Here is a 25,529-nt window from a genome sequence, read left to right on the forward strand (position 1 = left end):
GCACCGTGGTCGGCGAACGCTTCAGCCGGCGCTCTGTTCCTCGGCCAGGATGCGGTCCAGGGCCTCGTCGAGGTGGGTGTCGAAGTCGGCGAGCGAGGTCTCCTGACCGAGCGGCACCAGCTTGTCGGTGCGGTCGAGGAAGGCCACGAGCGGCGCCGTGGAGGAGCGGAACAGCGCCTGGTCGCTGCCGACCTGGAGCCGGATCAGCACCTCGCCGAGGGACTCCGGCTCCACGGGCGCGACCCGTACATCGCCCTCCCCGCTCGGCCGGCCCACGCCGTCGATGAGCAGCTCCCGCCCGAACGCCCAGGTCACCGGTGCGTCACCGGGCAAATGAAAGGTCAGACGGATGGCATAGGGATCACAGGTCTCGTAGCGCAGTTCCACCGGAATCCGGAAGGAGAGCTCCTCGGAGACGAGAAAGCTCATCATGACCTCTGCCTGCACCGACTCGCGCATCGCCTACCCCGTCTATTGCCGTCGACTGGCCGGGAATGAACCTCTGATCCTGGTGGCATCTTGCTCAACGTGCACACCAGATCACAAGGAGTGAGTTTTCAGATACTGATAGAGATCGCGAGGGATCCCAGAAGACGCCCGACCTCGCTCTGCAGCTGCCGCGCCGCAGGCAGCAGCCGTCCGGAGTGCTGGGTCGGCAGGGAGATGGCCATCGTGGCCGCCGCGCTGCCCACGGTGATCGGAACGGCCGCGCACACGGTGCCCAGCGCGTACTCCTGACGCTCGACCACCAGGTCCATGCGCCCCATCCGGTCCATCCGGCGCAGCAGGGACGCCCGGTCACGCACCGTGTACGGGGTGATCGGCTGCACCGGGTAGCGTTCGAGGTGGTCGAGCCGGGCGTCCTGTCCCAGCTGGGACAGCAGGCACTGCCCGATGGCGTGCGCGTGCCCGGTCTCGCGGAAGTCGGCCCACTCCACGACGGCCGGGTTGCCGGGGGTGTCCGAGACGCAGACGACGTCGATCTCGCCGTCCCGGTACTGGGCGTAGTACACCGGGACACCGATGGAATCTCGCCATTGGGCGAGCGCCTCGACCACCGTGCTGCGACGTTTCTGCTTCGCTCCGCTGCTGCTCAGCCGCTCCGCCGCCTCACCGAGGAAGAACAGCCCCTTGTCGCGCCGCAGATAGCCCTCGTGGACCAGGGTGCGCAGCAGGTGGTAGGCGGTGGGCAGGGCCAGGCCCGTCTCCCGGGCCAGTTGCTTGGCGGGGGCCCCGTGCTCGTGCCCGGCGGTGCACTCCAGCAGGCGCATCGCCCGCTGGACGGAGCCGATGAGCGTGGTGGCCGGGTGCGGGGCCCGCGCTCCGGGCGGGACCGGCTGTTCGGGCGGTCTGGTGAGGATCCCGGCAGGGGCGGGGGGTGCATGAGGTCCGGCGGGGGTGGTGTCAACCGTGGCCAAGGGGTCACTCCCGAAGGCGAGGGTGCTGCCCGTGCGGGGGGACACGGGGTGTACGGGGGTGTACGCCGTTCGCGGGGCGTCCGTCCCCACGTCGAGTTCCGGACTCTAACGGCCCGTCTCCGCCTGAGGGCGGGCTGCCCGGCAAACTTCCCTCGCCCGAGGGAACCGGTGGTTTTCCTTGTCACCCACCGGCTCCCTGTGCCGTTCACCAGTCGCTGCGCGACGCCGAGCTGGAGGTGAACTTCCTGACGACGTAGATGAGTCCGCCGACCAGGGCCACGAAGACCAGCAGCTTGAACAGCAGACCGATCACGAAGCCGACGACGCTGGCTATCAGCCCGCCGAACACCACCAGGGCGATGACCGGCACCGCGACCCACTTCACCCACCACGGCAGCCCCGCGAAGATCTCTCGCATCGCCCCAGCCCTTCTCTCTCGTCCGTCGGGCTCTGTCCGCCCTTCGGTCCTTCGTATCTCCTGCCCTCGATGCTAGGGCGGGCGAGGGGGCCGGCGGGGGCCTCGCGTCCCTTGTCCTCCCCTGACCGGTCCCCTAGGGAATCCGGGGGCCGGACATCAGCTCTCGGGCGGAGAGAACACCACGAGAACCCGCAGGTCCTCGCTGATGTGGTGGAACTTGTGCGCCACTCCGGCCGGGACGTAGACGACGCTGCCCCGGGCCACCTGGGTGGTCCCCAGGCCGACCGTGATCGAGGCGCGGCCGCTCACGACGAAGTACACCTCGTCCTGGTTGTGCGGCTGCTGGGGGTCGTGCTCGCCCGCGTCGAGCGCGTACAGACCCACCGACATGTTCCGCTCCCGCAGAAACTGCAGGTAGGCGCCTTCGTTGGCGGCGCGCTCCGCCTCCAGTTCGTCCAGCCGGAATGCCTTCATCGCGTTGTTGCCCTCACGCCCCTGCTCGTAGCGGATCTCGTCTGCCACGATCAGACACATGATGAATTTCGTAGTCAAGACGATCGCCAACGCGGGCGCACTGGCGGTCGCCGTGTGGATGCTCGACAAGATCACCCTGACCGGGGACAGCACCGGCAAGAAGGTCGGCACGCTGTTGCTGGTGGCGCTGCTCTTCGGGCTGGTGAACATACTGGTCAAGCCGTTGGTGAAGCTGCTGAGCCTGCCCCTGCTGGTGCTGACGCTCGGCCTGTTCACCCTGGTCGTGAACGCGCTGATGCTGTTGCTGACGTCGTGGCTGGCCGACAAGCTGGACCTGAGCTTCCATGTGGAGGGCTTCTGGACCGCGGTCGTGGGCGCCCTGATCATCTCGATCGTCTCCTGGGCGCTCAACGTCGTCCTGCCCGACAAGGACTGAACGGTCATGACGTACCGCGTCTGTTTTGTCTGCACCGGCAACATCTGCCGCTCCCCGATGGCCGAGTCCGCCTTCCGTGCGCGTGTGGCGGAGGCGGACCTGGCCGACGAGGTGGAGGTCGACAGCGCCGGCACGGGCGGATGGCACGAGGGGGACCCGGCGGACCCGCGCACTGTGGCCGTCCTGGAGGAGCACGGCTACGACGGCGGCCACACGGCACGGCAGTTCCACGCCTCCTGGTTCTCCCGGCTCGACCTCGTGATCGCCCTGGATTCCGGGCATCTCAAGGCCCTGCGCCGTCTCGCCCCGACCGAGCAGGACGCGCGGAAGGTGCGGCTGCTGCGCTCCTACGACCCCGCCGCGGGCGACGATCTCGATGTGCCGGACCCGTACTACGGCGGCATGGACGGCTTCGAGGAGTGTCTGGAGATGGTGGAGGCGGCGAGCACGGGTCTGCTCGCCGCGGTCCGTGAGCAGGTGGAGGGCCGGGCGGCATGAACGATTCCGGGCACCCGCCGCAGGGCGAGGGCACGCGCGCGGTGCGGGCCGGCCTGCCCGAGCCGGTGAAGTACGAACCGGCCCTGCCGGGGCCGGTGTTCGCCGCGCACTTCCATCTGCCGGGCGAGCCGACCGGGCCGTACACCTACGGCCGTGACGAGAACCCCACCTGGGCCCGTCTGGAGCGGGCCGTCGGCGAGCTGGAGGCGCCCGGGCAGGACGGCGTCGAGACGCTCGTGTTCTCCTCCGGAATGGCCGCCGTCTCCTCGGTGCTCTTCTCCCAGCTGCGCGCCGGCGACGCGGTCGTGCTGCCCGGCGACGGCTACCAGGCGCTGTCCCTGGTCCGTGCGCAGCTGGAGGCGTACGGCATCGAGGTGCGCACCGCCCCGACGGGCGGCGACGCCCAGCTCGACGTGCTGGACGGAGCACGGCTGCTGTGGATCGAGACGCCGTCGAACCCGGGGCTCGACGTGTGCGACGTCCGCCGGCTGGCCGAGGCGGCCCACGCGCGTGGCGCCCTGGTCGCGGTCGACAACACCCTCGCCACGCCGCTCGGCCAGCGGCCGCTCGGCCTGGGTGCCGACTTCGCGGTGGCCAGCGGCACGAAGCAGCTGACCGGGCACGGCGACGTCCTTCTCGGCTATGTCGTCGGCCGCGCGGGCGAGGCCATGACGGCCGTACGGCGCTGGCGCAAGATCGTGGGGGCGATCCCGGGGCCGATGGAGGCATGGCTGGCACACCGGTCGATCGCCACGCTCCAGTTGCGTGTGGAGCGGCAGAGCGCCACCGCGCTGGCCGTCGCCGAAGCACTGCGCGACTGGCCCGAGGACCTCGGCGTGCGCTACCCCGGACTGCCGGGCGACCCGTCGTACGAGATCGCCTCGCGGCAGATGCGCCGCTACGGCTGCGTGGTGTCGTTCACGCTGCCCACGCGCGAGCGTGCCGAGGGTTTTCTGCAGGCTCTGCGGCTCGTGGACGACGCCACCAGCTTCGGTGGCGTACGGTCCACCGCCGAGCGGCGCGGGCGCTGGGGCGGCGACGCCGTGCCGGAGGGGTTCGTCCGTCTGTCGGTGGGCGCAGAGGACGCCGCCGACCTGGTCGCGGACGTGCGGCGGGCGCTGGCCGAATCGGTGCGGTAACCGCCCGCGCCTGCGCAGGACCGGCTACGGCGAACGGACGGTCCGAGCCTCCCCCCTCGTGGCTCGGACCGCCCCCGGTTCTGCGCGCGAAGAACCGCGCGCACTAGGCTAGTTGACTCTGTGTCAGTGTCCAATCACAGTAGCGACAGCGACCTATCGACATATTTATAGTTGGCCCTGTCCGAGGCCGGAGAAGGGCGGGGAAAGGGAGGGCGTGCCATGGATCTGGCCTTGCTGCGCACGTTCGTGACCGTGCACCGGGCCGGCTCCTTCACCCGTGCCGCCGCCCTGCTGGGCCTTTCCCAGCCCGCCGTCACCTCGCAGATCCGCACGCTGGAGCGGCAGCTGGGACGGCCCCTGTTTCTGCGCCAGGCCCGCGGGGTGACGCCGACGACCATCGGCGACGAGCTGGCCCACAAGGCCGCACCGCATCTCGACGCCCTCGTCGAGATAGCCGAGAGCGGCCTCGACGACGAGTCCTCCCTGAGGACCCTGCATCTGGCCGGGCCGCCCGAGTTCACCGCCGAGCGGGCGCTGCCCGCCCTGGTGGAACTGACCGGTGACGACGGGCAGGGCTTCTCCCTGCGCGCCTCCTTCGGGAACGCCGACGAGGCTCTGGAGGGGCTGTCCGCCGGACATCACGATCTGGCCATCAGCACGGCCCGGCCACGCGGTGCGCTGCTCACGGCGACTCCGCTGTGTGACGAGGAGCATGTCCTGGTGGCCGCCCCGCGCTGGGCGAAGACGATCGGCCCTGTCGCGCCGCGCGGCAGCGGCGCGTCCGCCCTGGAGAACCTCCCGGTCGTCGAGGTGCACGAGTCGCTGCCCTTCGTCTCCCGCTACTGGGCCTCCGTCTTCGACTGCCGCCCGGCCGCCTCGGGCACGGTCGTCGTGCCCGATCTGCGTGCCGTGCTCACCTGCGCGATCGCGGGCGCCGGTCTCGCTGTGCTGCCCCGCTATCTGTGCGCGTCCGCCCTGGAACACGGGGACGTGGTCGCGCTGCACGATCCGGCCGTACCGCCGCTGCGGACGTACTTTCTCGTCGTGCGCACCGGCACACTGGCGATGCCGCACATCGCCCGGGCGCACGAATGGCTGCTCCGCACGGCCGCCGACTGGTCCTGAGCAGGGAGTTCGGGCCGGCCGGGGAAGGACGTCCCCGTCGGCCGGAGCCGACGGCCGGGGCCTGTCGCCGGGTGATCCCGTGCGAGGACGCCGCATGATGTTTCACGTGGAACCAGCCGGGCCACATTTCTCCCATGACCGTCAGACCCGTGGTCAAGCGCACCGCCCGAGCCGTGCTCCTGGACGGCGACGACCTGATCCTGATCAAGCGCACCAAGCCCGGTGTGGATCCCTACTGGCTCACCCCCGGCGGGGGCGTGGAGCCGGAGGACCCGACCGTCGTCGACGCCCTGCACCGCGAGGTCCACGAGGAGCTGGGCGCCAAGATCACCGATGTGGTCCCCTGCTTCGTGGACACCGTCGAGCACATCGGCGAGGACGGCGGCGCGACCGGCGTGAAGGTGCAGCACTTCTTCGTCTGCCGGCTGGAGTCGATGGACCCCAGCCTGCGCCACGGCCCCGAGGTCGACGAACCCATGGGTGAGTACGAGATCGTCAGGATCCCCTTCACCCGCGTCGGCATCGCCTCGGTCCATCTCGTGCCGCTGTCTCTGCGCCACTACCTGGACGGCAACATCGAGGGCGTACGTGCGATGCACGCCCCCGATCTGGGCTGACCCGCTCCTCTACAGGCGTGCGTCCTTGACCAGCGCATAGGCGTCCCACAGGTCCAGGCCCGTGTACGCGTGGGTGGCCAGGCCCGCCAGATGGCCGTCCGCGTTGACCGCGACGGAGGTCGGCACCGCCGCGAACAGCTCCTTGTCCGACAGGGAGTCGCCGTACGCGACGCAGTCGGATCTGCTCACCCCGAACTGCGCGCACAGCCGGTCGGCGACCAGGACCTTGGCCGCCGCACTGAGCACTCCGGCTGGATCCACGGGCTCGGCGAACGGCACGGCGGGAAAGACAGAGCCATGGGCGGCGTGGGCACCCCAGCCGGTGAGCCGTTCCACGAAGAACGACGGCGACAGCGAGACGACGGCGCAGTACTCGCCCCGGCTCCTGATCTCGGCCCACACCTCACGGATGCGCTCCAGCCACGGCGCGCCGTCGAAAGCGGCGGCCACATGCTCTTCGGTCAGATTCGCCCAGAGGGCGTGCACACGCACCGCGTACTCCGGGGGCCCGATGAGCCCCGCGGAGATTTCCCGGTCCAGGGCCACCGCCTCCGTCTCCAGCCCGAGCTGACGGGAGATCTCCCGCGGAGCGCTCGTGCCGTGCAGCAGGGTGCCGTCCAGGTCGAAGAGATGAAGGCGTGCCATGAGCCCTGAGGCTAGCGGGGCCGCCGCTCGGGGTGGCCGGGGCGTCCGCCCTGCGGCGGTCTCCTCGTCGCCCGGTGTTCGCCGCCGTTTCACGTGAAACACGGCATATCCGTCGGCCCGCCGTGGGGTGTGCCACAGCGTGGCCAAAAGAGCCTGTGTCTCGACCCAAACAGGTGGACGCCAGGGGCCACTGTCGGACAGCCTGACCTGCGTGCCGACACCTTCCCTCTCCTCTCTCCCCATCCGCCGTCTGACGCTCCGCGATCTCACCGCCTGCGCCGACTTGTCCGAGAACAGGGGGTGGCCACGCGAGGAGCACAAGTGGGGCCTTCTCCTCACGGCCGGGAGGGGGTACGGCATCGACGCCCCCGACGGCGGACTGCTGAGCGCCTGCGTCGTCACGCAGTACGGCCCGCAGGACCGCCCCGATCTCGCGGCCATCGGAATGGTTCTGGTGGCGGAGCGGTACGCCCGCCAGGGGGTGGGCCGCCGGCTGATGCGGCACGTCGTCGCAGCCATGGACACCACGCCCCTGACGCTGCACGCGACGCCCGGCGGACGTCCGCTCTACGAGGAGCTGGGCTTCAAGGTCACCGGGCAGGCAGAGATGCTGCGCGGGCGCTTCAGCCCTGACGGCGAGACGCCCGCCGTCCCCACCCGGGCAGCCACCGCCGAGGACGTCACCTCGCTGCTGCGGCTCGACGAGCCGGTGTTCGGCGCCGACCGCACCCAGATGATCACGCGGCTCCCGGCCTTCGCGGATCTGCTGCATGTCGCCGAGGAGGGCGGCCGGATCATCGGCTACGCCGCCGCCTGGCCCAACATGGATACCCATGTCGTGGGACCGCTGATCGCCCGGGACACGGACACGGCGAAGGCTCTCATCAGCTCGCTCGCCGCCCGCACCGACCGCCCCCTGCGCACCGACATCGACGTACGGCACACGGAGCTGATCGGCTGGGTCAAGGAGCGCGGCCTGACGTCGGTCGCCTTCAACTCGGTCATGACGTACGGGATCGGGGAACTGCCCGGCGACTGGAGCCGGAGGTTCGCCCCGCTGACGGTGGCCGCGGGCTGACCGCATCCGCGCGAGAAGCGCCGGTCCCCTGGCCGGGACGGGCGCTCCTGACGTGTGCGGGAACGGATCAGCCGCGCAGCACGGCCTGCTCCTTCACGGGCGCGGCCCCCGTGACCACCGTGCTGCGGGAGCTGCCGCGGCGCTCCAGGGCGGCGGAGAGGACAGCGAGGACCAGGGCCGCCGCGGCGAGGACGGCCCCCACCCAGTTCGGGGCGGTGTAACCGAGGCCGGCCGCGATGACCAGCCCGCCGAGCCAGGCGGCCAGAGCGTTGCCCAGATTGAAGGCGCCGATGTTGACGGCCGAGGCCAGGGTGGGCGCCCCGTGCGCCTGGTCCAGGACGCGCTTCTGCAGAGGCGGCACGGTGGCGAAGCCGAGGGCGCCGATCAGGGTGATCGAGACGGCGGCCAGGACCTTGTCGTGCGCGGTCAGCGTGAACAGGGCGAGGACAACGGCGAGGGCGCCGAGCGAGACGTACAGCATGGGCATCAGGGCCCGGTCGGCGAACCGGCCGCCGACAAGGTTGCCACCGACCATGCCCAGCCCGAACAGGACCAGCAGCCAGGTCACCGAGCCCTCGGCGAAGCCCGCCACCTGGGTCATCATCGGCGCGATGTAGGTGATGGCCGCGAAGACACCGCCGAAGCCGAGAACGGTCATCGCCATGGCGAGCAGTACCTGCACGTTCTTGAAGGCGGCCAGTTCGTGGCGCAGTCGGACGCCCTCCTGCCTGGGCAGGTCCGGCACCAGCCGGGCGATGCCGACGAGACCGATCACGCCGAGGGCGGCGACGACGGCGAAGGTGACCCGCCAGCCGAGGGACTGTCCGACGAGGGTGCCGAGCGGGACACCGACGACATTGGCGACCGTCAGACCGGTGAACATCATCGCGATGGCGCCGGCCTTCCGGTCCGGCGCGACCAGCTCGGCGGCGACGACCGCGCCGATGCCGAAGAAGGCTCCGTGGGCCAGCGAGGCCACCACGCGTCCGGCCAGCATCAGGGAGAAGGCCGGCGCCAGTGCGGAGAGCAGGTTGCCGACGACGAACAGGCCCATCAGGACCATCAGCATCCGCTTGCGCGAGATCTTGGTGCCGAGCACCGTCATGAGCGGGGCGCCGAGCATCACACCCAGCGCGTAGCCGGTCACGAGGAAACCGGCTGTGGGGATGGAGACCCCGAAGTCGCTCGCGACCTCGGGCAGCAGGCCCATGATCACAAACTCGGTCGTGCCGATCCCGAAGGCCCCGATCGCCAGGGCCAGGAGCGCGAGAGGCATGGAGTACACCTTCCCAGATGTTTGCATGTGCGTCTTACGTGCTTCAACAATAATTGCAGACGCCTAATAATTGCAAGAGCTGGCTATTGCGCCGGTGCTCTACTCTGGATGCAGCCGCTCCTGGAGGAGGAAACGCCCATGACAGCGACGGACCCCGCGCTCACCGCCCTCTCCCAGGGCTGGTGCGCCCTCTCCCTGCTGCACGGCAGGATCGAGGCCCACATCGAGCGCGCCCTGCAGACCGGGCACGACCTGAGCGTGCGGGAGTACTCCCTGCTGGACGTGCTCAGCCGCCAGCACGACGGCGAAGGCGGCCATCTTCAGATGAAGCAGGTGGCGGACGCGGTCGTCCTCAGCCAGAGCGCCACCACCCGGCTGGTCACCCGCCTGGAGGACCGCGGGCTCCTGGAGCGCTATCTGTGCCCCACGGACCGGCGCGGCATCTACACCAACGTCACCGAGGCCGGTCTCCAGCTGCTGGAGGAGGCGCGGCCGACCAACGACACCGCCCTGCGCGAGGCGCTCGACGAGGCTGCCAGGAACCCCGAACTGACCCCCCTGGTACGCGTCGTGGAGTCGCTGAAGGTGCCCGCGTAGGGTGCGGTCATGGGAGATCTTGAGATAAGGCGGGCCGCGCCCGAGGACATCCCCGCGATCGTCGCCATGCTCGCGGACGACCCGCTGGGAGCCCGGCGCGAGTCACCGGACGACCTGACCCCGTATCTGACGGCGTTCGAACGGCTCGCGTCCGACCCCCATCAGCGTCTCGTCGTGGCGGTGCGCGAGGGCAGCGTCGTCGGCACGCTCCAGCTCACGATCGTTCCCGGGCTCTCCCGGCGCGGCTCCACCAGGTCGATCATCGAGGGCGTCCGTGTCCACGCCGACGAGCGGGGCAGCGGGCTGGGGACGCTGCTCATCGAGTGGGCGGTCGACGAATCCCGCCGCCAGGACTGCCGACTGGTCCAGCTGACCTCGGACGCGACCCGTACCGACGCCCACCGCTTCTACGAGCGGCTCGGCTTCACCGCCTCCCATGTGGGCTTCAAGCTCCAGCTCTGACGACAGAGTTCCGGCCGGCTGTGCCGAGGGGCCGTGGTCCGCGTCGTTCCACGTGAAACACAGCCCCTCCTCCCGTCCGTCCCGGCGCGGGGGTTCTTCCGGCCTCAGCCGATCCCCCGCCAGCCGTCCGGGTCCACCCCGCCGGGCACATCGGCCGTCTCGTCGTAGGGCGTGCGGGTGAAGACGAACGAGCCCACATCCAGATGGCTCACGGATCCGTCCGCCCGGCGCACGGCGCGCAGGATCTCCCCGGCGAAGTAGCCCTCCAGCCCGGTCCAGGTGCCGTCGCCGTTCGCCCGGAACCGTGAGCGGCGGCCCACTCCGGACAGCGGCCCCAAGGAGAGCAGCCCGTCGGCGGTCAGCCTCAGCCCGAAACCGTTGGTGCCCCAGTACCACTGTCCGGCCAGCTCCAGCGGGGCCGCATCGGCCTCCCGCAACGGCCGCCACGGCTCGGGGAGACGGGGCTCGGCCTCGGCGACGATGCGGACGAGATCGGCTCCCACGGACGAAAGCAGCGGGCCAGAGGTGCAGTTGGCGAGGACCACGGCCGCCACATCGTCCGCCACGCTGATCACGAGGTTCGCCAGGAAGCCGGGCAGCGATCCCGAGTGGCCGACGAGCAGCCTGCCGTCGCGGTGCTGGATCTGCAGCCCGAGCCCGTACGCGGCCCCGTCCGCCAGATCGGCCGGCTCGGCCGGAGCCGCGGGAGTCCGCATCTCCTGAAGGCTCTCCGCGCTCAGCACCCGCTCGTCGCCGCGTGCCAGGAAGGCCGCGAAACGGGCCAGGTCGCCGGTGGTGGACCAGAGCTGACCCGCCGGGGCCATCCGGCCGAGATCCTCCAGAGGTTCGGGCATCATCACGTCGGCCCAGGGATGCACCGCCCAGCCGCCCGCGTGCGGGGCCTGCGGCCGGCCACCGGTACGGGCGAGACCGAGCGGTTCCAGCACCTCACGCCGGAGCACGTCCTCCCAGGGCGCTGCGCGCAGCTTCTCGACGAGCGCGCCGAGCAGGGTGTAGCCGGGGTTGGAGTAGTGGAAACGCCGCCCCGCCGGGTGGAGGAGGGGCCGCTCCCCCAGCACGTCGGAGAGCTCAGGGCGCAGCGACCCCGGGGTGCGCTCCCACCACGGCGCCGGCGACTCGGCGGCCAGACCACCGGTGTGGGCGAGCAGTTCACGGATCGTGGCCTCTCCGGCCCCGGTGCCCGGCAGATGCTTCTCCAGCGGGTCGCCGAGGTCGAGCGCTCCCTCGTCGCGCAACCGCAGGACGAGTACCGCGGTGAAGGTCTTGGTGATCGAGCCGATCCGGTACTGCACCTGCTCGTCCGGGCCGTGGCCGTCGACGGACGTCCTCGCCCCGTGCCACACGGCTCGTCCGCCGCGGACCACCGCCGCCACGAGGGACGGGGTCCGGCCCTCGGACTGCGCGACGGCGATGCGGTGCAGCAGGGCACGGCGGGTGGCGGGGAGCAGGTCTTCCTGCGGTGGTGTCATGCCCCCCAGTCCACCTGCCGCGGGCCGTCCCGTCGAGCCCATTTCGTCCTGGGCGGCGAGGGCACCGTGGATCAGGTCTGTGCCATGTCCACGAAGCGCGAGTAATGGCCCTGGAAGGCCACCGTGATGGTCGCGGTGGGGCCGTTACGGTGCTTGCCCACGATGATGTCGGCCTCGCCCGCGCGCGGCGACTCCTTCTCGTAGGCGTCCTCGCGGTGCAGCAGGATCACCATGTCGGCGTCCTGCTCGATGGAGCCGGACTCACGCAGGTCGGACACCATCGGCTTCTTGTCCGTGCGCTGCTCGGGACCACGGTTGAGCTGCGACAGGGCGATCACCGGGACCTCCAGCTCCTTGGCCAGGAGCTTGAGGTTACGGGACATGTCCGAGACCTCCTGCTGACGGCTCTCGGAGCGCTTGGAGCCGCCGGACTGCATCAGCTGGAGATAGTCGATGATCACGAGCTTGATGTCGCTGCGCTGCTTCAGTCGGCGGCACTTCGCGCGGATCTCCATCATCGACAGGTTGGGGGAGTCGTCGATGTAGAGCGGCGCCGAGGACACCTCGGGCATCCGCCGCGCCAGGCGGGTCCAGTCATCGTCCGTCATCGTGCCCGAGCGCATGTGGTGCAGGGCGACACGGGCCTCGGCGGACAGCAGACGCATCGCGATCTCGTTGCGGCCCATTTCGAGGGAGAAGATGACGCTGGGCAGGTTGTGCTTGATCGACGCGGCGCGGGCGAAGTCCAGCGCGAGGGTGGACTTGCCCATGGCGGGACGCGCGGCGATGACGATCATCTGGCCCGGATGCAGACCATTGGTGAGCGAGTCCAGGTCGGTGAAGCCCGTGGGCACACCGGTCATCTCACCGCTGCGCGAGCCGATCGCCTCGATCTCGTCGAGCGCGCCCTCCATGATGTCGCCGAGCGGCAGGTAGTCCTCACTGGTGCGCTGCTCGGTGACGGCGTAGATCTCCGCCTGGGCCCGGTTGACGATCTCGTCGACGTCGTCGTCGGCCGCGTATCCCATCTGGGTGATGCGAGTGCCTGCCTCGACCAGGCGCCGCAGGACCGCCCGCTCATGGACGATCTCCGCGTAGTACTCGGCGTTGGCGGCCGTGGGCACCGTCTGGACGAGGGTGTGCAGATACGATGCGCCGCCGACCTTGTTGATCTCGCCGCGCTTGGTGAGCTCGGCGGCGATGGTGATCGGGTCGGCCGGCTCGCCCTTGGCGTAGACGTCGAGGATCGCCTGATAGATCGTTTCGTGGGCGGGCTTGTAGAAGTCGTGGCCCTTGAGGATCTCCACGACGTCGGCGATGGCGTCCTTGGACAGGAGCATGCCGCCGAGAACCGACTGCTCGGCGTTGAGGTCCTGGGGCGGCACCCGCTCGAAGGCGGAGCCTCCGCCCTCCCACTCACCGCGGTCGTGCCGCTCCTCGCGACCGCGCGACTGGTCGCCGCGACCGCGGGAGACCGGCAGGCGATCACCCGGCCCGCTGTCGGCCCACGGGTCGTCCAAGGGCTCGGAAATGCTCACCGAGCCACCTCCTCCCGTCCGCCGAGCGGACCTCGCCATGCCCCTCTTTCTACGGCACGGCACTGACAAATCGAGGAGCCCGACTCCGTTGATGGCGCGTCGGTTTTATGGCGTTTCCACGGCCGACGGACGGAGCGGGCGCCGGACCACGGTAGGCCCCCGGGCAGCGACAGCCAATCTGGTTATCCACAGGGCATGTGGACGACGGCCCAGATGCTGTGGAGAACTCCGCGAAACCTGTGCACGACCCGGTGGACAGCCCTGTGAACAAGCCCCCACAGTCTCCACACGGACGCCGCTGACCTGCATCTTTACCATCCACCGGCTGTGCAGAAGAAAAACTTTCCCAGTCGGCGCAAGATCGACCCGAGCACTGTGGGCAAGCACACCCACAGTGACGACCAGTAAGGGTCTAAAAGGCTTTGCATCTCTTACCTGTGGACGATTACATTGAGCCTCATGACACAGGCTCCCGCGCCCCCCAGGGCCACCCGGCGACAGCACGATCGAGAGATCCTCGCGCTGGCCGTCCCGGCCTTCGGCGCGCTCGTCGCCGAGCCTCTCTTCCTCCTGGCCGACAGCGCGATCGTGGGTCACCTGGGCACTCCGCAGCTGGCCGGGCTCGGCATCGCCTCCGCCCTCCTCGGCACAGCCGTCAGCGTCTTCGTCTTCCTCGCCTACGCCACCACCGCCGCCGTCGCCCGCCGGGTCGGCGCGGGCGATCTCCAGGCCGCTGTCCGCCAGGGCATGGACGGCGTCTGGCTCGCTCTGCTGCTCGGAGCCGGCGTCATAGCCGTCGTCCTCCCCGCCGCGGGATCCCTCGTCGATCTCTTCGGCGCCTCCCCGACCGCCGCTCCCTCCGCCACCGTCTACCTGAAGATCTCCGCCCTGGGCATACCGGCCATGCTCGTCGTGCTCGCCGCCACCGGAGTGCTCCGCGGTCTGCAGGACACCAGGACTCCCCTCTACGTCGCCGTCGCCGGTTTCGTGGCCAACGCCGCCCTCAACGTGGCGCTCGTCCACGGCGCCGGCCTCGGCATCGCAGGATCCGCCTGGGGCACGGTCGCCGCCCAATGGGGAATGGCCGCCGCCTATCTCTGGGTGGTGGTCCGCGGGGCCCGCCGGCACGGCGCCTCCCTGCGTCCCGATCTCGCCGGGATCAAGGCTTCCGCGCACGCGGGTGTCCCGCTGCTGGTGCGCACGCTCTCGCTGCGGGCGATCCTGATGATCGCCACCGCCGTGGCGGCCCGGCTGGGCGACGCAGAGGTCGCCGCCCATCAGATCATCCTGTCCCTGTGGAGCCTGCTCGCCTTCGCCCTCGACGCCATCGCGATCGCCGGACAGGCCATCATCGGCCGCCACCTCGGCGCCGGTGACGCCCGGGGCGCCCGTGACGCCTGCCGCCGGATGGTGGAGTGGGGCATCGGGGTCGGGATCGTGCTCGGCGTCCTGGTGATCGCCGCGCGGCCGGTGTTCCTGCCGCTGTTCACCGGCGACTCCACCGTGACGGACACCGCGCTGCCCGCGCTGATCGTGGTGGCGTTGTCCCAGCCCGTGTGCGGTGTGGTCTTCACCCTCGACGGTGTGCTCATGGGTGCCGGCGACGGCCCGTATCTCGCCTGGGCGATGCTGGTGACGCTGGCGGTCTTCACCCCGGTCGCGCTGCTCGTGCCCGTGCTGGGCGGTGGTCTCACCGCTCTGTGGGGCGCCATGACGCTGATGATGGTGCTGCGTATGGCGACCCTGTGGCTGCGCACCCGCTCGGGCCTCTGGACGGTCACCGGCGCGACGCGCTGACCTTTCCCCGGCTCCGTGCGAGAGCGGGGCACCGTCCTCATGCGGAAGGGGCCGTACCCTGGCGGGTACGGCCCCTTCCTGTCAGCTCTTCGAGCCGGGACGCGGCGATCAGGCCGCGACGACCTCGACGTTGACCTTGGCGGCAACCTCGGGGTGCAGACGCACGGACGTCTCGTGGGCGCCCAGGGTCTTGATCGGCGAACCGATCTCGATGCGGCGCTTGTCGACCTCGGGACCACCGGCGGCCTTGATCGCGGAAGCGACGTCGGCCGGGGTGACGGAGCCGAAGAGACGGCCGGCGTCGCCGGAGCGAACGGCCAGACGGACCTTCACGCCCTCGAGCTGGGCCTTGACGGAGTTGGCCTGCTCGATGGTCTGGATCTCGTGGATCTTGCGAGCACGACGGATCTGCTCGACGTCCTTCTCGCCGCCCTTGGTCCAGCGGATCGCGAACTTCCGCGGGATCAGGTAGTTGCGGGCGTAGCCGTCCTTGACGTCGACGACATCGCCGGCGGCACCGAGGCCGGAGACCTCGTGGGTGAGGATGATCTTCATGTTTCGGTCACCCTTCCCTTAGCGCGCAGTGGAGGTGTAGGGCAGCAGCGCCATCTCACGGCTGTTCTTGACGGCCGTGGCGACGTCACGCTGATGCTGCGTGCAGTTGCCGGTCACGCGGCGGGCACGGATCTTGCCGCGGTCGGAAATGAACTTCCGCAGCATGTTCGTGTCCTTGTAGTCCACGTACGTGACCTTGTCCTTGCAGAAAGCGCAGACCTTCTTCTTAGGCTTGCGCACAGGCGGCTTCGCCATGGTGTTTCTCCTGTGTGATCAAGAAGTGTGGGTGCGGGCCCGCCCCTGACCCGAGGGTCTAGAAGGGGGGCTCGTCCGAGTAGCCGCCGCCGTTGCCGGAGCCTCCGCCCCAGCCACCGCCGCCCTGCTGCTGGCCGCCGCCGGCAGGAGCGCCGGTCGCCCACGGGTCGTCGGCGGGAGCGCCGCCGCCCTGCTGCTGGCCGCCGCCGGAGCCGCCGCCCCAGCCGCCGCCACCCTGGGCGCCGCCACCACCGCCGCCGAAGCCGCCGCCACCGCCCTGGCCACCGCGGCCGGCGGTCTTGGTGACCTTGGCCGTGGCGTTGCGCAGGCTGGGGCCGACTTCCTCGACGTCCAGCTCGAAGACCGTGCGCTTGACACCCTCACGGTCCTCGTAGGACCGCTGCTTCAACCGGCCCTGCACGATCACGCGCATGCCTCGCTGGAGCGATTCGGCGACGTGCTCCGCCGCCTGACGCCAGACCGAGCAGGTCAGGAACAGGCTCTCGCCGTCCTTCCACTCGTTCGTCTGACGGTCGAAGGTGCGGGGAGTGGACGCGACACGGAACTTCGCGACCGCCGCACCGGAGGGGGTGAAGCGCAGCTCGGGGTCATCGACAAGGTTGCCGACGACCGTGATGACGGTCTCGCCTGCCATGGGGGAACCTCTCGGCGGGTTTGCTGCGGGCTGCTTGCGGTACTACTCGTGGCCCGAGATCAGCTGAGCGGGAGAGCTCAGTGGGTCTCGGGACGGAGGACCTTGGTCCGGAGGACCGACTCGTTCAGGTTCATCTGGCGGTCGAGCTCCTTGACGACCGCAGGCTCGGCCTGCAGGTCGATGACCGAGTAGATGCCCTCGGGCTTCTTCTTGATCTCGTACGCGAGACGACGACGGCCCCAGGTGTCGACCTTCTCGACCTTTCCGCCGCCGTCACGGACGACAGAAAGGAAGTTCTCGATCAGCGGGGAGACAGAGCGCTCCTCGACCTCGGGGTCGAGGATCACCATCACCTCGTAGTGACGCATGTGGAACCCACCTCCTTTGGACTCAGCGGCCACGGTCGTTCCGTGGCAGGAGGGTTGTGATGCGTACGCACCAATGCCTGTCAGTAAAACAGCCGCCACTGACAATCGGGGGTCTCGCGGGGAGATCCCGGCCGCGGCCTGGGCAGACACCGGTGCAGACGGTACAGAGTACCCGCACACCCGCTTCCGGTTGAAATCAGGCCCCCACGACCCTCAATCTGTACACATCGGGTGTGTATGGCGCTACGATGCGCCGTTTTCCGCAGGAGGTGCCACATGGCACAAGCATTGCGACCCAACACCGCCGGATCTCTCCTCGCCACTGACGGCAGGCCCCATCCGCTCCAGGACACGCTGATGGCCGTGACCCTGGTGCTCGGGGCGGTCTCCTTCATCACGGCGATGTTCCACAGCCTCCATCTGCTCAGCTCCTGGACCGGTCTGGTGGGGATCTTCACCGGCGCCTACGGACAGTGGATCTCCGAGACCACCCGTGAGCGCTTCGGGCTGATCCTGGGCCTCGGTGCCTCCGCCGTCGGCTTCTTCCTCGGCATGGCCCACGGCGGCCTGTTCGGCGGTTTCTGACCGCCGCCGGCGCTTCCGGGACCCGACGGGCACCCACCCGTCGGGTCCCGGAGGACCCGCCCCGGGGTGCCGTGCGCCCGAGGGGCGGGCCCCTCACGACGGCCGTGGCGGGTGCGGCGGTGGCCGCACCCGCCCGCCCCGGGGGAGGAGAGGGGCGGACGGACAGGCCCTGCTGCCGGGGCAAAGGTGCCGTACGCGCCAGTCGGGCCGCTCGCCGGGCGCAGTAGGCTTCGGCGCGAGAGCCGGAGCCCCTGTACCCATGGGGACACACCAGCCCGAGGAGCGCCCCGACATGAGCCTGACCCTGAGGACCATCAGCCGCGAGCAGCATCTGGCATACATCCAGAGCCTGCCGGCGGCCAGTCACATGCAGGTCCCCGCATGGGCAGACGTCAAGGCCGAGTGGCGCTCGGAGAACCTCGGCTGGTTCGACGAGCGGACCGGCGAGATGGTCGGCGCGGGTCTGGTCCTCTACCGGCAGCTGCCCAAGATCAAGCGCTACCTCGCCTATCTGCCCGAGGGCCCGGTCATCAACTGGTTCGCCCCGAACCTCGACGACTGGATCCAGCCGATGCTGGCCCACCTCAAGCAGCAGGGCGCGTTCTCCGTGAAGATGGGCCCGCCGGTGATCATCCGGCGCTGGGAGGCCAACTCCATCAAGCAGGGCATCCAGAACCCGGACGTGAAGCGCCTGCGGGACATCGAGGCCGACTTCATCGAGCCGCGCGCCTTCGAGGTGGCCGACAAGCTGCGCCGCATGGGCTGGCAGCAGGGCGAGGACGGCGGCGCCGGCTTCGGCGACGTGCAGCCCCGCTACGTCTACCAGGTGCCGCTGGCCAACCGCTCCCTGGAAGAGGTCCACAAGAACTTCAACCAGCTGTGGCGCCGCAACATCAAGAAGGCCGAGAAGGCCGGTGTCGAGGTCGTCCAGGGCGGCTACCACGACCTCGAGGAATGGCAGCGGCTGTACGAGATCACCGCGGTGCGCGACCACTTCCGGCCCCGCCCGCTGTCGTACTTCCAGCGCATGTGGTCGGCCCTCAACACCGAGGACCCCAACCGGATGCGGCTGTACTTCGCCCGTCACAACGGTGTGAACCTGTCCGCGGCGACCATGCTGATCGTCGGCGGGCACGTCTGGTACTCCTACGGCGCCTCCGACAACATCGGCCGTGAGGTCCGGCCCTCGAACGCGATGCAGTGGCGGATGCTGCGCGACGCCTACGCGCTGGGCGCGAGCGTCTACGACCTGCGCGGCATCTCCGACTCCCTGGACGAGTCCGACCACCTCTTCGGTCTGATCCAGTTCAAGGTGGGCACGGGCGGTCAGGCCGCCGAGTACCTCGGCGAGTGGGACTTCCCGCTGAACAAGCTGCTGCACAAGGCTCTCGACATCTACATGTCGCGCCGCTGACCCAGGAGTTGCCCCTGACATCCGTCGCGCAGCCGACCGGACGTCACGGACTTCGGTACCGTCGTCAGTTCCCATACCTCTGATACACCCCAGCCACGAGAAAGGTTCCAGGTCCGGCCATGGCGCTCACGCTCTACGTCGACACCGCGCGCTGGCGTGCGCACCACAAGCACGTGCAGGATCAGTTCCCGGGGCTCGTGCCGGTCTGCAAGGGCAACGGCTACGGCTTCGGGCACGAGCGGCTGGCGGAGGAGGCCACGCGGCTCGGTTCCGACATCCTCGCCGTCGGCACGACGTACGAGGCCGCGCGCATCAAGGACTGGTTCGGCGGTGATCTGCTGGTGCTGACGCCGTACCGGCGCGGCGAGGAGCCGGTGCCGCTGCCGGACCGGGTCATCCGCTCGGTGTCGTCGGTCGACGGCGTGTACGGCCTGGTGGGCGCTCGGGTGGTCATCGAGGTGATGTCCTCCATGAAGCGGCACGGCATCAGCGAGCAGGACCTGCCGCAGCTGCACTCCGCCATAGAGAACGTCCGCCTGGAGGGCTTCGCGATCCATCTGCCGCTGGACCGCACGGACGGCTCGGACGCCGTCGAGGAGGTCATCGGCTGGATGGACCGGCTGCGGGCCGCCCGGCTGCCGCTGCACACGATGTTCGTGAGTCATCTCAAGGCCGACGAACTGGCCAGGCTCCAGCAGCAGTTCCCGCAGACCCGTTTCCGCGCCCGGATCGGCACACGGCTGTGGCTGGGGGACCACGAGGCGACCGAGTACCGCGGCGCGGTCCTGGACGTCACCCGGGTGACCAAGGGCGACCGGTTCGGCTACCGCCAGCAGAAGGCGGCCTCGGACGGCTTCCTGGTCGTCGTGGCGGGCGGCACGTCGCACGGGGTGGGCCTGGAGGCCCCGAAGGCGCTGCACGGCGTCATGCCGCGCGCCAAGGGCGTCGCACGGGCCGGCCTGGCCACGGTCAACCGGAACCTGTCCCCGTTCGTCTGGGGCGGCAAGCAGCGCTGGTTCGCCGAGCCGCCGCACATGCAGGTCTCGATCCTGTTCGTGCCGTCCGACGCCCCCGAGCCGAAGGTGGGCGACGAACTGGTGGCCCACCTTCGGCACACCACCACGCAGTTCGACCGGATCCTGGACCGCTGAGCCCCGCGGGGCGCTCCCGCAAGCAGGTGAAAGGCCGTACACGGAGTCTTCGTGTACGGCCTTTCGTGTCACCGTGCCCAGTTCGCGCGGGACCGCGCCCCATCTTGTTCGCTCAGAGCGAACTGCCCTTCGGGGCGCTCGCGCCCGGGGTGGTGCCCCATTCCACCTGCGGGCCCTCGAAGCGTGCAGCGTGCCTCCGGGGACGGGCCGCGGGGCCGAGGGCGAAGACGTCCGGTGCCTCGTCGAGGACGCCGCCCGAGGGGTCGTCGTCGCCGTCCCGGCGCACCACGTCCCGCTCCGGCATGAGGATGTCGCGGACGACCACGGCGCACAGATACAGCGTCCCCGCCAGATGCACGCCGATCGCCCAGTGGTAGCCGTCGGTCGGCAGACCCCGGTGGGCCTCACCGCTGGTGGTGTAGGCGAGGTAGAACCAGATGCCGAGGAAGTAGGCGACCTCGCAGGTCTGCCAGACGAGGAAGTCGCGCCACCTGGGCCGGGCGAGTACGGCCAGCGGCACCAGCCAGAGCACGTACTGCGGCGAGTAGACCTTGTTGGTGAGGATGAACGCCGCGACGATCAGGAACGCCAGCTGGGCGAAGCGGGGACGCCGCGGAGCGGTCAGCGCGAGCGCGGCGACGCCCGCGCAGGACAGCAGCATCAGCAGCGTGGCGAGCGTGTTGACGGTCTCGGTGCTCAGCGGGTCCTTGGAGTTCTGGGCCATGATCAGCCAGAAGGAACCGAAGTCGACGCCGCGCTCCTGGCTGAAGGTGTAGAACTTCGACCACCCGTCGAAGGCGAAGACCATCACCGGCAGGTTCACCACCACCCAGGCACCGGAGGCGGCGGCGAGCGCCGTGCCGAAGTCCCGCCATTTCCCGGCCCGCCAGCACAGCACGAGCAACGGCCCGAGCAGCAGGAACGGGTACAGCTTGGCGGCCGTGGCGAGCCCCAGCAGGATGCCGAAGGCGAAGGGCCGCCCCCGGGACCACATCAGCATCGCCGAGGCCGTCAGAGCGACCGCCAGCAGGTCCCAGTTGATGGTGGCGGTGAGGGCGAAGGCGGGCGCCAGGGCGACCAGCAGACCGTCCCAGGGCCGGCGCGCGTGGGTGCGGGTGACGCAGACGGCGATGACCGCCGCGCACGCCATCAGCATCCCGGCGTTGACCATCCAGTACCACTGCTCCTGGTCCTGGATGCTGCCGCTGCCGGGCGTCAGCCAGGCGGCCACCTCCATGAACACACCGGTGAGCACCGGGTATTCGAGGTACTCCATGTCACCGGGCAGCCGGTCGAAGTACGGCACCAGCCCGTCCGCGAAACCACGCCCGTTGTAGAGGTGCGGGATGTCGGAGTAGCAGGCGTGGGTGTACTGCGAGCTGGCGCCGAAGAACCAGGCCCCGTTGTAGCAGGGGGCTTTCTGGACCAGCCCGAGGGCGAACACGCCGATCGCCACGAGCGCGATGATCCGTACGGGCGTCCACCAGGACGTCCCGAACAGGGCGTGCCGCCCGATGGGTCCGCCGATCAGTTCGCTGCCGTTCGCCGCGACCGCGTCGGCCCGGGTCGGCGGCACCCGGTCAGGGCGGCGCGCGCTCGCTTGCGTTCCTTCTGCACTGGGCATGGGGCACATCCTGCCGTACATGCCTGGGAAAACACCGAGGGCCGCCGTACCCGGGTGGGTGCGGCGGCCCTCGGTGTTTCACGTGAAACACCCGTGCCGGGCGAAAACGGCGCTAGCCGGTCGTGCCTTCGAAGATGCCTCCGCCGGAGCCGTTCCCGTTGCCGTTTCCGTTGCCGCCGGTGCTGGTGTCGGTGGGCGAGGCCGTCGGCGACGGTGTCACGCCTCCGTCGGTGCTGCCGCCTCCGGTGTCCGTGCCACCGGTGTCGGTGCCCCCGCCCGTGGTCGTGTCGTCGTCACACTTCCACCAGTTGGTGCAGGTCTCGGTCGGCGTGGGCGTCGGAGTCGGCTTGGTCGGGGTGGGCGTCGGAGTCGGAGTCGGGCTCTCCTCCTCTTCCTCCGTCTCCGAAGGCGACGGGGTGGGCGTCGGGGACGGCTCGGCGTTGACGATCTCGCCGATGGGCTCGGGCTCCGGGAACTTCTTCGCGGGCTGTCCCTTCAGCGCCTGGGCCATGTAGTCGTGCCAGATCTCCGAGGGGAACGAGGCACCGTGGATCGAGTCCTGGTCACCGGTCCCGTACATCGGAAGGAACGTACGGTTCTTGATCTTCTCGTCGTCCGGGTACCGGAACATGGTGATCGCGGTGGACAGCTGCGGCGTGTAGCCCACGAACCAGGCCGACTTGTTGTCGTCGGTGGTACCGGTCTTGCCCGCCACCTCGCGGTCGGGCAGCGCCGCGTTGGTACCGGTGCCCTCCTCGACCACGGTCTTCAGCACGTCCGTGACGTTGTCGGCGACCTTCGAGGTGAATGCCTGCTCCGTCTCCGTCTCGTGCGTGAAGACGGTGCCGTCCTTGCTGGTGACCTTCTGCACCGAGAACGGCTCGCGCTGCTTGCCGCTGGCCGCGAAGGTGGCGTACGAGCCGGCCATGCGGATGGCGCTGGGGTCGGAGATGCCGATGGAGAAGGAGGGGAATCCGGTACCGGCCAGGCTGGACTCGCGCAGGCCCGCGTTGACCGCGGCCTCCTTCACCTTGTCCAGGCCGACGTCCATGCCGAGCTGCACGAAGGCGGAGTTCACCGACTGGCGCATCGCCTCACGCAGGTCGATCTGGTAGTCGGGCGCATCGCCCACCGACTCCCGGCCGTCGTTCTCCTGGAGCCACTCCTTGCCCTCCTCGTTCGTCCAGACCGACCCGTCATAGTTTTTGATCTTGAGGTCGTTCTGGCCGCTGTAGAGGCTCTTCGGGGACACCACGGTGCGCTCGTCCTGCGGCTGCGTCTCGGGGCCCTCGGGGTCCCGGACGCCCCACGTCATCGCCGCCGCGAGGACGAACGGCTTGAACGTCGAACCGACCTGGGCGCCGGTCTCGTCGGCGTTGTTGGTGAAGTGGGTGGTGGCGTCCGTGCCGCCGTAGATGGCCTTGATGGCACCGGTCGCCGGGTCCACGGAGGCGCCGCCGAACTGGACGTGCGTGTCCTTCGTCGGGCGCTTCTTGGGGTCGATGTTCTCCTTGCGGACCTTCTTGACCGCGGCTTCCAGGGCGTTGACCTTCTTCTTGTCGAAGGTCGTGTAGATCGAGTAGCCGCCCCGCTGCAGATCGTTCTGGCTGATCCCGGTCTCTTCGCTGTGGCTGACGATGTAGCCGTTGGCGAGGTCGACGAGATAACCGGTCTGGCCGCTCAGCGCGGTGTTGAAGCGCGGGTTCTGCGTCTTCGGCAGCTCGGTGTACTTGGCGCGCTCGGCGGGGTCCAGGTGGCCGTACTCGACCATCTTGTCGAGCGTGTCCTGCATCTGGCGCAGGGCGCGACGCTGGTTGTCCTCCGGCCGGGCGGCGGGGTCGATGTTGGTCGCGCCCGCCGGGTCGAAGTACGTGGCGCCCTTGAGCGTGGCCGCCAGGAAGGCGCACTCGCCGGCGTCGAGGTCGACGGCCTCCTTGTTGAAGTACGCCCGGGCCGCCGCCTGGATGCCGTAGGCGTTGCGGCCGTAGTAGGCGGAGTTGAGGTAGCCCTCCATGATCTCGTCCTTGGTGACCGAGGTGCCCACCTTGATGGAGACGAACAGCTCCTTGAACTTCCGGGAGACCGTCTGGGACTGGTCGTCCAGCATCGCGTTCTTCACGTACTGCTGGGTGATCGTGGAGCCGCCCTGGGTGTCGCCGCCCCGGGCCATGTTGAACATGGCGCGGGCGATGCCCTTGGGGTCGATGCCGCTGTCGGTGCGGAACGTCTTGTTCTCCTGGGAGATGACGGCGTTCTGCATCTCCTCGGGGATCTGCGACAGATTGATGATCTGCCGGTTCGTCTCGCCGCCCGTGGCCACCATCTCGCTGCCGTCGGACCAGTAGTAGACGTTGTTCTGCGCCGTGGCCGTCAGCTGCACGTTCGGGACGCTCACCAGGGCGTAGCCGACGCCCGCGATGGCGACCATGCTGCCGAGGAAGGCAAGGCTGAGGCCGGAGACGAGCTTCCAGGACGGCGTCCAGCGCCGCCAGCCGTCCTTGCCCGCGCGCGGGTAGTCGATGATGCGCCTGCGGCCGGGGTCGGCGGCCAGTGCGCGGCCGCGGCCGGGACCTCCCGGGACGCCTCGTCGGCCGCCGCCCGGCTCGGGCGCGCGGCGGCGTCCGGCGGTACCCCCGCCGCGCTGGGCAGCACGGCGGGCCTCGGCCCGGCTGCCGTACAGAGGCTCCCCGCCTCCCGTCCCGTACGCATCGGAGGGAGACCCGGTGGCGCCTCGCGGTGCCGCTCGGCGGCCGGAGGGCTCGCCGGACTGGCCGCGTCTGTCCGCGGCACGCCCGCCTCCCTGCGGCTGCTGCGGTTTGCGACGGTGCTCGCTCATCGAACGACTACTCCTCGGGCAGGCGCACCTATGCGCGCCTGGAAGCGGCGGCTGATTTCCGGTCCCCCCGAAGTACGGACGCGGTCGGTCCCGCATTCACCCGTACTGCACCGGGGACCATGACGTCCCCAGGCGTCACGCGGTTCCCGGCGGTATGCATGCCGCACAGACTACGCACCGCCAAAACCCACCTAGCTCCGAAGTTCATCCCAAATCAGGCAACTTGCCACCACCGAATCGGCGATGTGACGCCGCTCACGGTTTCCCCCCTTGTCGCACCCGCAACACCGTTCTATCGTGCTGATGTATCGAGTCGATACATCAGCACGACATAAAGACCGTCACGGGACCCGCCACAACGGGTCGCGGCAGAGAGGAGGCGACGATGAGCCGGCGTTCCGGGATCCTTGAGTTCGCCGTACTCGGCCTGCTCCGCGAATCCCCGATGCACGGCTATGAACTGCGCAAACGACTCAATACGTCACTGGGTGTCTTCCGTGCGTTCAGCTACGGGACGCTCTACCCCTGCCTGAAGACGCTGGTCGCCAACGGCTGGTTGATCGAGGAGCCGGGGAGCGCCCCCGAGGACGCCCTGGCCGCGTCCCTCGCGGGCCGGCGCGCCAAGATCGTCTACAGACTGACGGCGGACGGCAAGGAACACTTCGAGCAGCTGCTGTCGCAGACGGGGCCCGACGCGTACGAGGACGAGACGTTCGCCGCCCGCTTCGCGTTCTTCGGGCAGACCTCGCGCGACGTACGCATGCGCGTGCTCGAAGGCCGCCGCAGCCGCCTCGAGGAACGCCTGGAGAAGATGCGCGCCTCGTTGACGCGCACCCGGGAGCGCCTCGACGACTACACCCTTGAGCTCCAGCGCCACGGCATGGAGTCCGTGGAGCGCGAAGTGCGCTGGCTGAACGAGCTCATCGAGAGCGAGCGGGCGGGTCGGGACCTTCGTGGTTCCGGCACCGGGGAGACCGCTCAGCAGGACACCACTCATGGAGCGACGGGCGGCCTGCCCCGGTCCGGGAACACGCCCCGGCCGGATACGCCCGACGACACCGCCACGTGAAGGCCCCAA

Annotated in this window: 27 protein-coding genes; 13 read left to right on the forward strand and 14 right to left on the reverse strand. The window is 69.7% G+C overall.

Annotation, left to right across the window (positions count from 1 at the left end; translation table 11 throughout):
* Positions 1 to 21 precede the first annotated feature (21 nt).
* The 4 genes from ACIQGV_RS11270 to ACIQGV_RS11285 all read right to left on the reverse strand — a co-directional run bounded on the left by ACIQGV_RS11270 (position 22) and on the right by ACIQGV_RS11285 (position 2,310).
* A complete protein-coding gene (locus ACIQGV_RS11270; RefSeq protein ID WP_402493266.1) occupies positions 22 to 459 on the reverse strand; it encodes an SsgA family sporulation/cell division regulator in 438 nt (145 codons plus the stop codon).
* 98 nt (positions 460 to 557) lie between these two features.
* A complete protein-coding gene (locus ACIQGV_RS11275; protein ID WP_402493268.1) occupies positions 558 to 1,418 on the reverse strand; it encodes an IclR family transcriptional regulator in 861 nt (286 codons plus the stop codon).
* Between the two features lie 205 nt (positions 1,419 to 1,623).
* Positions 1,624 to 1,836, reverse strand: a complete 213-nt coding sequence (locus tag ACIQGV_RS11280) for a DUF5326 family protein (protein ID WP_402493270.1) — start codon at positions 1,834 to 1,836, stop codon at positions 1,624 to 1,626.
* 156 nt (positions 1,837 to 1,992) lie between these two features.
* Positions 1,993 to 2,310 carry a cupin domain-containing protein gene (locus ACIQGV_RS11285; protein ID WP_402494101.1) on the reverse strand — a complete coding sequence of 106 codons (318 nt, stop codon included), beginning with the start codon at positions 2,308 to 2,310 and terminating at the stop codon, positions 1,993 to 1,995.
* Positions 2,311 to 2,368: 58 nt separating this feature from the next.
* On the opposite strand from ACIQGV_RS11285, the gene ACIQGV_RS11290 reads away from it, so the two are divergent.
* The 5 genes from ACIQGV_RS11290 (at position 2,369) to ACIQGV_RS11310 (ending at position 6,125) form a co-directional block, all read left to right on the forward strand.
* The gene (locus tag ACIQGV_RS11290) at positions 2,369 to 2,746 is read left to right on the forward strand and encodes a phage holin family protein (protein WP_402493272.1); all 378 of its coding nucleotides are present in this window, start codon (positions 2,369 to 2,371) and stop codon (positions 2,744 to 2,746) included.
* Between the two features lie 6 nt (positions 2,747 to 2,752).
* A complete protein-coding gene (locus tag ACIQGV_RS11295) occupies positions 2,753 to 3,244 on the forward strand; it encodes a low molecular weight protein-tyrosine-phosphatase (protein WP_402493274.1) in 492 nt (163 codons plus the stop codon).
* The gene (locus ACIQGV_RS11300) at positions 3,241 to 4,383 is read left to right on the forward strand and encodes a cystathionine gamma-lyase (RefSeq protein ID WP_402493276.1); all 1,143 of its coding nucleotides are present in this window, start codon (positions 3,241 to 3,243) and stop codon (positions 4,381 to 4,383) included. The genes ACIQGV_RS11295 and ACIQGV_RS11300 overlap by 4 nt, the downstream gene beginning before the upstream one ends.
* Positions 4,384 to 4,602: 219 nt before the next feature.
* Positions 4,603 to 5,508 carry a LysR family transcriptional regulator gene (locus ACIQGV_RS11305; RefSeq protein WP_402493278.1) on the forward strand — a complete coding sequence of 302 codons (906 nt, stop codon included), beginning with the start codon at positions 4,603 to 4,605 and terminating at the stop codon, positions 5,506 to 5,508.
* A 134-nt stretch (positions 5,509 to 5,642) separates the two neighbouring features.
* The gene (locus ACIQGV_RS11310; RefSeq protein ID WP_402493280.1) at positions 5,643 to 6,125 is read left to right on the forward strand and encodes an NUDIX domain-containing protein; all 483 of its coding nucleotides are present in this window, start codon (positions 5,643 to 5,645) and stop codon (positions 6,123 to 6,125) included.
* 9 nt (positions 6,126 to 6,134) lie between these two features.
* Here the strand turns inward: ACIQGV_RS11310 and ACIQGV_RS11315 are convergent, their stop codons facing one another.
* Positions 6,135 to 6,770, reverse strand: a complete 636-nt coding sequence (locus tag ACIQGV_RS11315; protein ID WP_402493282.1) for an HAD family hydrolase — start codon at positions 6,768 to 6,770, stop codon at positions 6,135 to 6,137.
* Between the two features lie 211 nt (positions 6,771 to 6,981).
* Here ACIQGV_RS11315 and ACIQGV_RS11320 point away from each other — a divergent pair, with 211 nt between their 5' ends.
* Positions 6,982 to 7,848 carry a GNAT family N-acetyltransferase gene (locus ACIQGV_RS11320; RefSeq protein WP_402493284.1) on the forward strand — a complete coding sequence of 289 codons (867 nt, stop codon included), beginning with the start codon at positions 6,982 to 6,984 and terminating at the stop codon, positions 7,846 to 7,848.
* Positions 7,849 to 7,915: 67 nt separating this feature from the next.
* Here ACIQGV_RS11320 and ACIQGV_RS11325 read toward each other — a convergent pair whose 3' ends face one another.
* Complete coding sequence (locus ACIQGV_RS11325) at positions 7,916 to 9,124, reverse strand: MFS transporter (RefSeq protein WP_402493286.1); 1,209 nt, start codon at positions 9,122 to 9,124, stop codon at positions 7,916 to 7,918.
* A 138-nt stretch (positions 9,125 to 9,262) separates the two neighbouring features.
* Here ACIQGV_RS11325 and ACIQGV_RS11330 point away from each other — a divergent pair, with 138 nt between their 5' ends.
* Both ACIQGV_RS11330 and ACIQGV_RS11335 read left to right on the forward strand, forming a co-directional pair.
* Positions 9,263 to 9,721 (forward strand): MarR family winged helix-turn-helix transcriptional regulator, encoded by a 459-nt coding sequence (locus ACIQGV_RS11330; protein ID WP_402493288.1) that lies wholly within the window; start codon positions 9,263 to 9,265, stop codon positions 9,719 to 9,721.
* A gap of 9 nt (positions 9,722 to 9,730) precedes the next feature.
* Positions 9,731 to 10,183, forward strand: coding sequence for a GNAT family N-acetyltransferase (locus ACIQGV_RS11335; RefSeq protein WP_402493290.1), 453 nt, complete (start codon positions 9,731 to 9,733; stop codon positions 10,181 to 10,183).
* A 104-nt stretch (positions 10,184 to 10,287) separates the two neighbouring features.
* Here the strand turns inward: ACIQGV_RS11335 and ACIQGV_RS11340 are convergent, their stop codons facing one another.
* Together ACIQGV_RS11340 and dnaB are read right to left on the reverse strand one after the other, a co-directional pair.
* Positions 10,288 to 11,673, reverse strand: a complete 1,386-nt coding sequence (locus ACIQGV_RS11340) for a serine hydrolase domain-containing protein (RefSeq protein ID WP_402493292.1) — start codon at positions 11,671 to 11,673, stop codon at positions 10,288 to 10,290.
* Positions 11,674 to 11,744: 71 nt separating this feature from the next.
* A complete protein-coding gene (gene dnaB / locus ACIQGV_RS11345) occupies positions 11,745 to 13,211 on the reverse strand; it encodes a replicative DNA helicase (protein ID WP_402493294.1) in 1,467 nt (488 codons plus the stop codon).
* Between the two features lie 459 nt (positions 13,212 to 13,670).
* On the opposite strand from dnaB, the gene ACIQGV_RS11350 reads away from it, so the two are divergent.
* A complete protein-coding gene (locus ACIQGV_RS11350; RefSeq protein ID WP_402493295.1) occupies positions 13,671 to 15,008 on the forward strand; it encodes an MATE family efflux transporter in 1,338 nt (445 codons plus the stop codon).
* Positions 15,009 to 15,116: 108 nt separating this feature from the next.
* On the opposite strand, the gene rplI is transcribed toward ACIQGV_RS11350, so the two are convergent.
* From rplI to rpsF, 4 genes are all read right to left on the reverse strand, one after another.
* The gene (gene rplI / locus ACIQGV_RS11355) at positions 15,117 to 15,563 is read right to left on the reverse strand and encodes a 50S ribosomal protein L9 (RefSeq protein ID WP_402493296.1); all 447 of its coding nucleotides are present in this window, start codon (positions 15,561 to 15,563) and stop codon (positions 15,117 to 15,119) included.
* A gap of 18 nt (positions 15,564 to 15,581) precedes the next feature.
* Positions 15,582 to 15,818, reverse strand: coding sequence for a 30S ribosomal protein S18 (gene rpsR / locus ACIQGV_RS11360; RefSeq protein ID WP_003949403.1), 237 nt, complete (start codon positions 15,816 to 15,818; stop codon positions 15,582 to 15,584).
* Positions 15,819 to 15,876: 58 nt separating this feature from the next.
* On the reverse strand, positions 15,877 to 16,473 hold the full coding sequence (locus ACIQGV_RS11365; RefSeq protein ID WP_402493298.1) for a single-stranded DNA-binding protein: 597 nt from the start codon (positions 16,471 to 16,473) through the stop codon (positions 15,877 to 15,879).
* Between the two features lie 77 nt (positions 16,474 to 16,550).
* Positions 16,551 to 16,841: a 30S ribosomal protein S6 gene (gene rpsF, locus ACIQGV_RS11370; RefSeq protein ID WP_402493300.1), complete on the reverse strand. Its 291-nt coding sequence runs from the start codon at positions 16,839 to 16,841 to the stop codon at positions 16,551 to 16,553.
* Positions 16,842 to 17,117: 276 nt separating this feature from the next.
* Between rpsF and ACIQGV_RS11375 the strand changes: the two genes are divergently transcribed.
* The 3 genes from ACIQGV_RS11375 (at position 17,118) to ACIQGV_RS11385 (ending at position 19,991) form a co-directional block, all read left to right on the forward strand.
* Positions 17,118 to 17,426: a hypothetical protein gene (locus ACIQGV_RS11375; RefSeq protein WP_402493301.1), complete on the forward strand. Its 309-nt coding sequence runs from the start codon at positions 17,118 to 17,120 to the stop codon at positions 17,424 to 17,426.
* 292 nt (positions 17,427 to 17,718) lie between these two features.
* Positions 17,719 to 18,840, forward strand: a complete 1,122-nt coding sequence (gene femX / locus ACIQGV_RS11380) for a peptidoglycan bridge formation glycyltransferase FemX (protein ID WP_402493303.1) — start codon at positions 17,719 to 17,721, stop codon at positions 18,838 to 18,840.
* A gap of 119 nt (positions 18,841 to 18,959) precedes the next feature.
* On the forward strand, positions 18,960 to 19,991 hold the full coding sequence (locus tag ACIQGV_RS11385) for an alanine racemase (protein WP_402493305.1): 1,032 nt from the start codon (positions 18,960 to 18,962) through the stop codon (positions 19,989 to 19,991).
* Between the two features lie 112 nt (positions 19,992 to 20,103).
* On the opposite strand, the gene ACIQGV_RS11390 is transcribed toward ACIQGV_RS11385, so the two are convergent.
* Both ACIQGV_RS11390 and ACIQGV_RS11395 read right to left on the reverse strand, forming a co-directional pair.
* The gene (locus tag ACIQGV_RS11390; protein ID WP_402494103.1) at positions 20,104 to 21,624 is read right to left on the reverse strand and encodes a glycosyltransferase family 87 protein; all 1,521 of its coding nucleotides are present in this window, start codon (positions 21,622 to 21,624) and stop codon (positions 20,104 to 20,106) included.
* 103 nt (positions 21,625 to 21,727) lie between these two features.
* The gene (locus ACIQGV_RS11395) at positions 21,728 to 24,451 is read right to left on the reverse strand and encodes a transglycosylase domain-containing protein (RefSeq protein ID WP_402493306.1); all 2,724 of its coding nucleotides are present in this window, start codon (positions 24,449 to 24,451) and stop codon (positions 21,728 to 21,730) included.
* Positions 24,452 to 24,836: 385 nt separating this feature from the next.
* Here ACIQGV_RS11395 and ACIQGV_RS11400 point away from each other — a divergent pair, with 385 nt between their 5' ends.
* On the forward strand, positions 24,837 to 25,520 hold the full coding sequence (locus ACIQGV_RS11400; protein ID WP_402493307.1) for a helix-turn-helix transcriptional regulator: 684 nt from the start codon (positions 24,837 to 24,839) through the stop codon (positions 25,518 to 25,520).
* Positions 25,521 to 25,529 lie beyond the last annotated feature (9 nt).

The sequence above is a fragment of the Streptomyces sp. NPDC093094 genome, from assembly GCF_044754345.1.
Taxonomy (GTDB): domain Bacteria; phylum Actinomycetota; class Actinomycetes; order Streptomycetales; family Streptomycetaceae; genus Streptomyces.

What these genes read in the sequence shown, in the direction of transcription:
- ACIQGV_RS11375 (WP_402493301.1), top strand. Translation starts at nt 17,118, where the DNA reads ATGGCACAAGCATTGCGACCCAACACCGCCGGATCTCTCCTCGCCACT.
- ACIQGV_RS11270 (WP_402493266.1), bottom strand. Translation starts at nt 459, where the DNA reads ATGCGCGAGTCGGTGCAGGCAGAGGTCATGATGAGCTTTCTCGTCTCC.
- ACIQGV_RS11385 (WP_402493305.1), top strand. Translation starts at nt 18,960, where the DNA reads ATGGCGCTCACGCTCTACGTCGACACCGCGCGCTGGCGTGCGCACCAC.
- ACIQGV_RS11330 (WP_402493288.1), top strand. Translation starts at nt 9,263, where the DNA reads ATGACAGCGACGGACCCCGCGCTCACCGCCCTCTCCCAGGGCTGGTGC.
- ACIQGV_RS11285 (WP_402494101.1), bottom strand. Translation starts at nt 2,310, where the DNA reads ATGAAGGCATTCCGGCTGGACGAACTGGAGGCGGAGCGCGCCGCCAAC.
- ACIQGV_RS11310 (WP_402493280.1), top strand. Translation starts at nt 5,643, where the DNA reads ATGACCGTCAGACCCGTGGTCAAGCGCACCGCCCGAGCCGTGCTCCTG.
- rpsR (WP_003949403.1), bottom strand. Translation starts at nt 15,818, where the DNA reads ATGGCGAAGCCGCCTGTGCGCAAGCCTAAGAAGAAGGTCTGCGCTTTC.
- femX (WP_402493303.1), top strand. Translation starts at nt 17,719, where the DNA reads ATGAGCCTGACCCTGAGGACCATCAGCCGCGAGCAGCATCTGGCATAC.
- ACIQGV_RS11395 (WP_402493306.1), bottom strand. Translation starts at nt 24,451, where the DNA reads ATGAGCGAGCACCGTCGCAAACCGCAGCAGCCGCAGGGAGGCGGGCGT.
- ACIQGV_RS11290 (WP_402493272.1), top strand. Translation starts at nt 2,369, where the DNA reads ATGATGAATTTCGTAGTCAAGACGATCGCCAACGCGGGCGCACTGGCG.
- ACIQGV_RS11365 (WP_402493298.1), bottom strand. Translation starts at nt 16,473, where the DNA reads ATGGCAGGCGAGACCGTCATCACGGTCGTCGGCAACCTTGTCGATGAC.
- rpsF (WP_402493300.1), bottom strand. Translation starts at nt 16,841, where the DNA reads ATGCGTCACTACGAGGTGATGGTGATCCTCGACCCCGAGGTCGAGGAG.
- rplI (WP_402493296.1), bottom strand. Translation starts at nt 15,563, where the DNA reads ATGAAGATCATCCTCACCCACGAGGTCTCCGGCCTCGGTGCCGCCGGC.
- ACIQGV_RS11300 (WP_402493276.1), top strand. Translation starts at nt 3,241, where the DNA reads ATGAACGATTCCGGGCACCCGCCGCAGGGCGAGGGCACGCGCGCGGTG.
- ACIQGV_RS11325 (WP_402493286.1), bottom strand. Translation starts at nt 9,124, where the DNA reads ATGCCTCTCGCGCTCCTGGCCCTGGCGATCGGGGCCTTCGGGATCGGC.
- ACIQGV_RS11335 (WP_402493290.1), top strand. Translation starts at nt 9,731, where the DNA reads ATGGGAGATCTTGAGATAAGGCGGGCCGCGCCCGAGGACATCCCCGCG.
- ACIQGV_RS11400 (WP_402493307.1), top strand. Translation starts at nt 24,837, where the DNA reads ATGAGCCGGCGTTCCGGGATCCTTGAGTTCGCCGTACTCGGCCTGCTC.
- ACIQGV_RS11315 (WP_402493282.1), bottom strand. Translation starts at nt 6,770, where the DNA reads ATGGCACGCCTTCATCTCTTCGACCTGGACGGCACCCTGCTGCACGGC.
- ACIQGV_RS11295 (WP_402493274.1), top strand. Translation starts at nt 2,753, where the DNA reads ATGACGTACCGCGTCTGTTTTGTCTGCACCGGCAACATCTGCCGCTCC.
- ACIQGV_RS11340 (WP_402493292.1), bottom strand. Translation starts at nt 11,673, where the DNA reads ATGACACCACCGCAGGAAGACCTGCTCCCCGCCACCCGCCGTGCCCTG.
- ACIQGV_RS11390 (WP_402494103.1), bottom strand. Translation starts at nt 21,624, where the DNA reads ATGTGCCCCATGCCCAGTGCAGAAGGAACGCAAGCGAGCGCGCGCCGC.
- ACIQGV_RS11280 (WP_402493270.1), bottom strand. Translation starts at nt 1,836, where the DNA reads ATGCGAGAGATCTTCGCGGGGCTGCCGTGGTGGGTGAAGTGGGTCGCG.
- ACIQGV_RS11350 (WP_402493295.1), top strand. Translation starts at nt 13,671, where the DNA reads ATGACACAGGCTCCCGCGCCCCCCAGGGCCACCCGGCGACAGCACGAT.
- ACIQGV_RS11305 (WP_402493278.1), top strand. Translation starts at nt 4,603, where the DNA reads ATGGATCTGGCCTTGCTGCGCACGTTCGTGACCGTGCACCGGGCCGGC.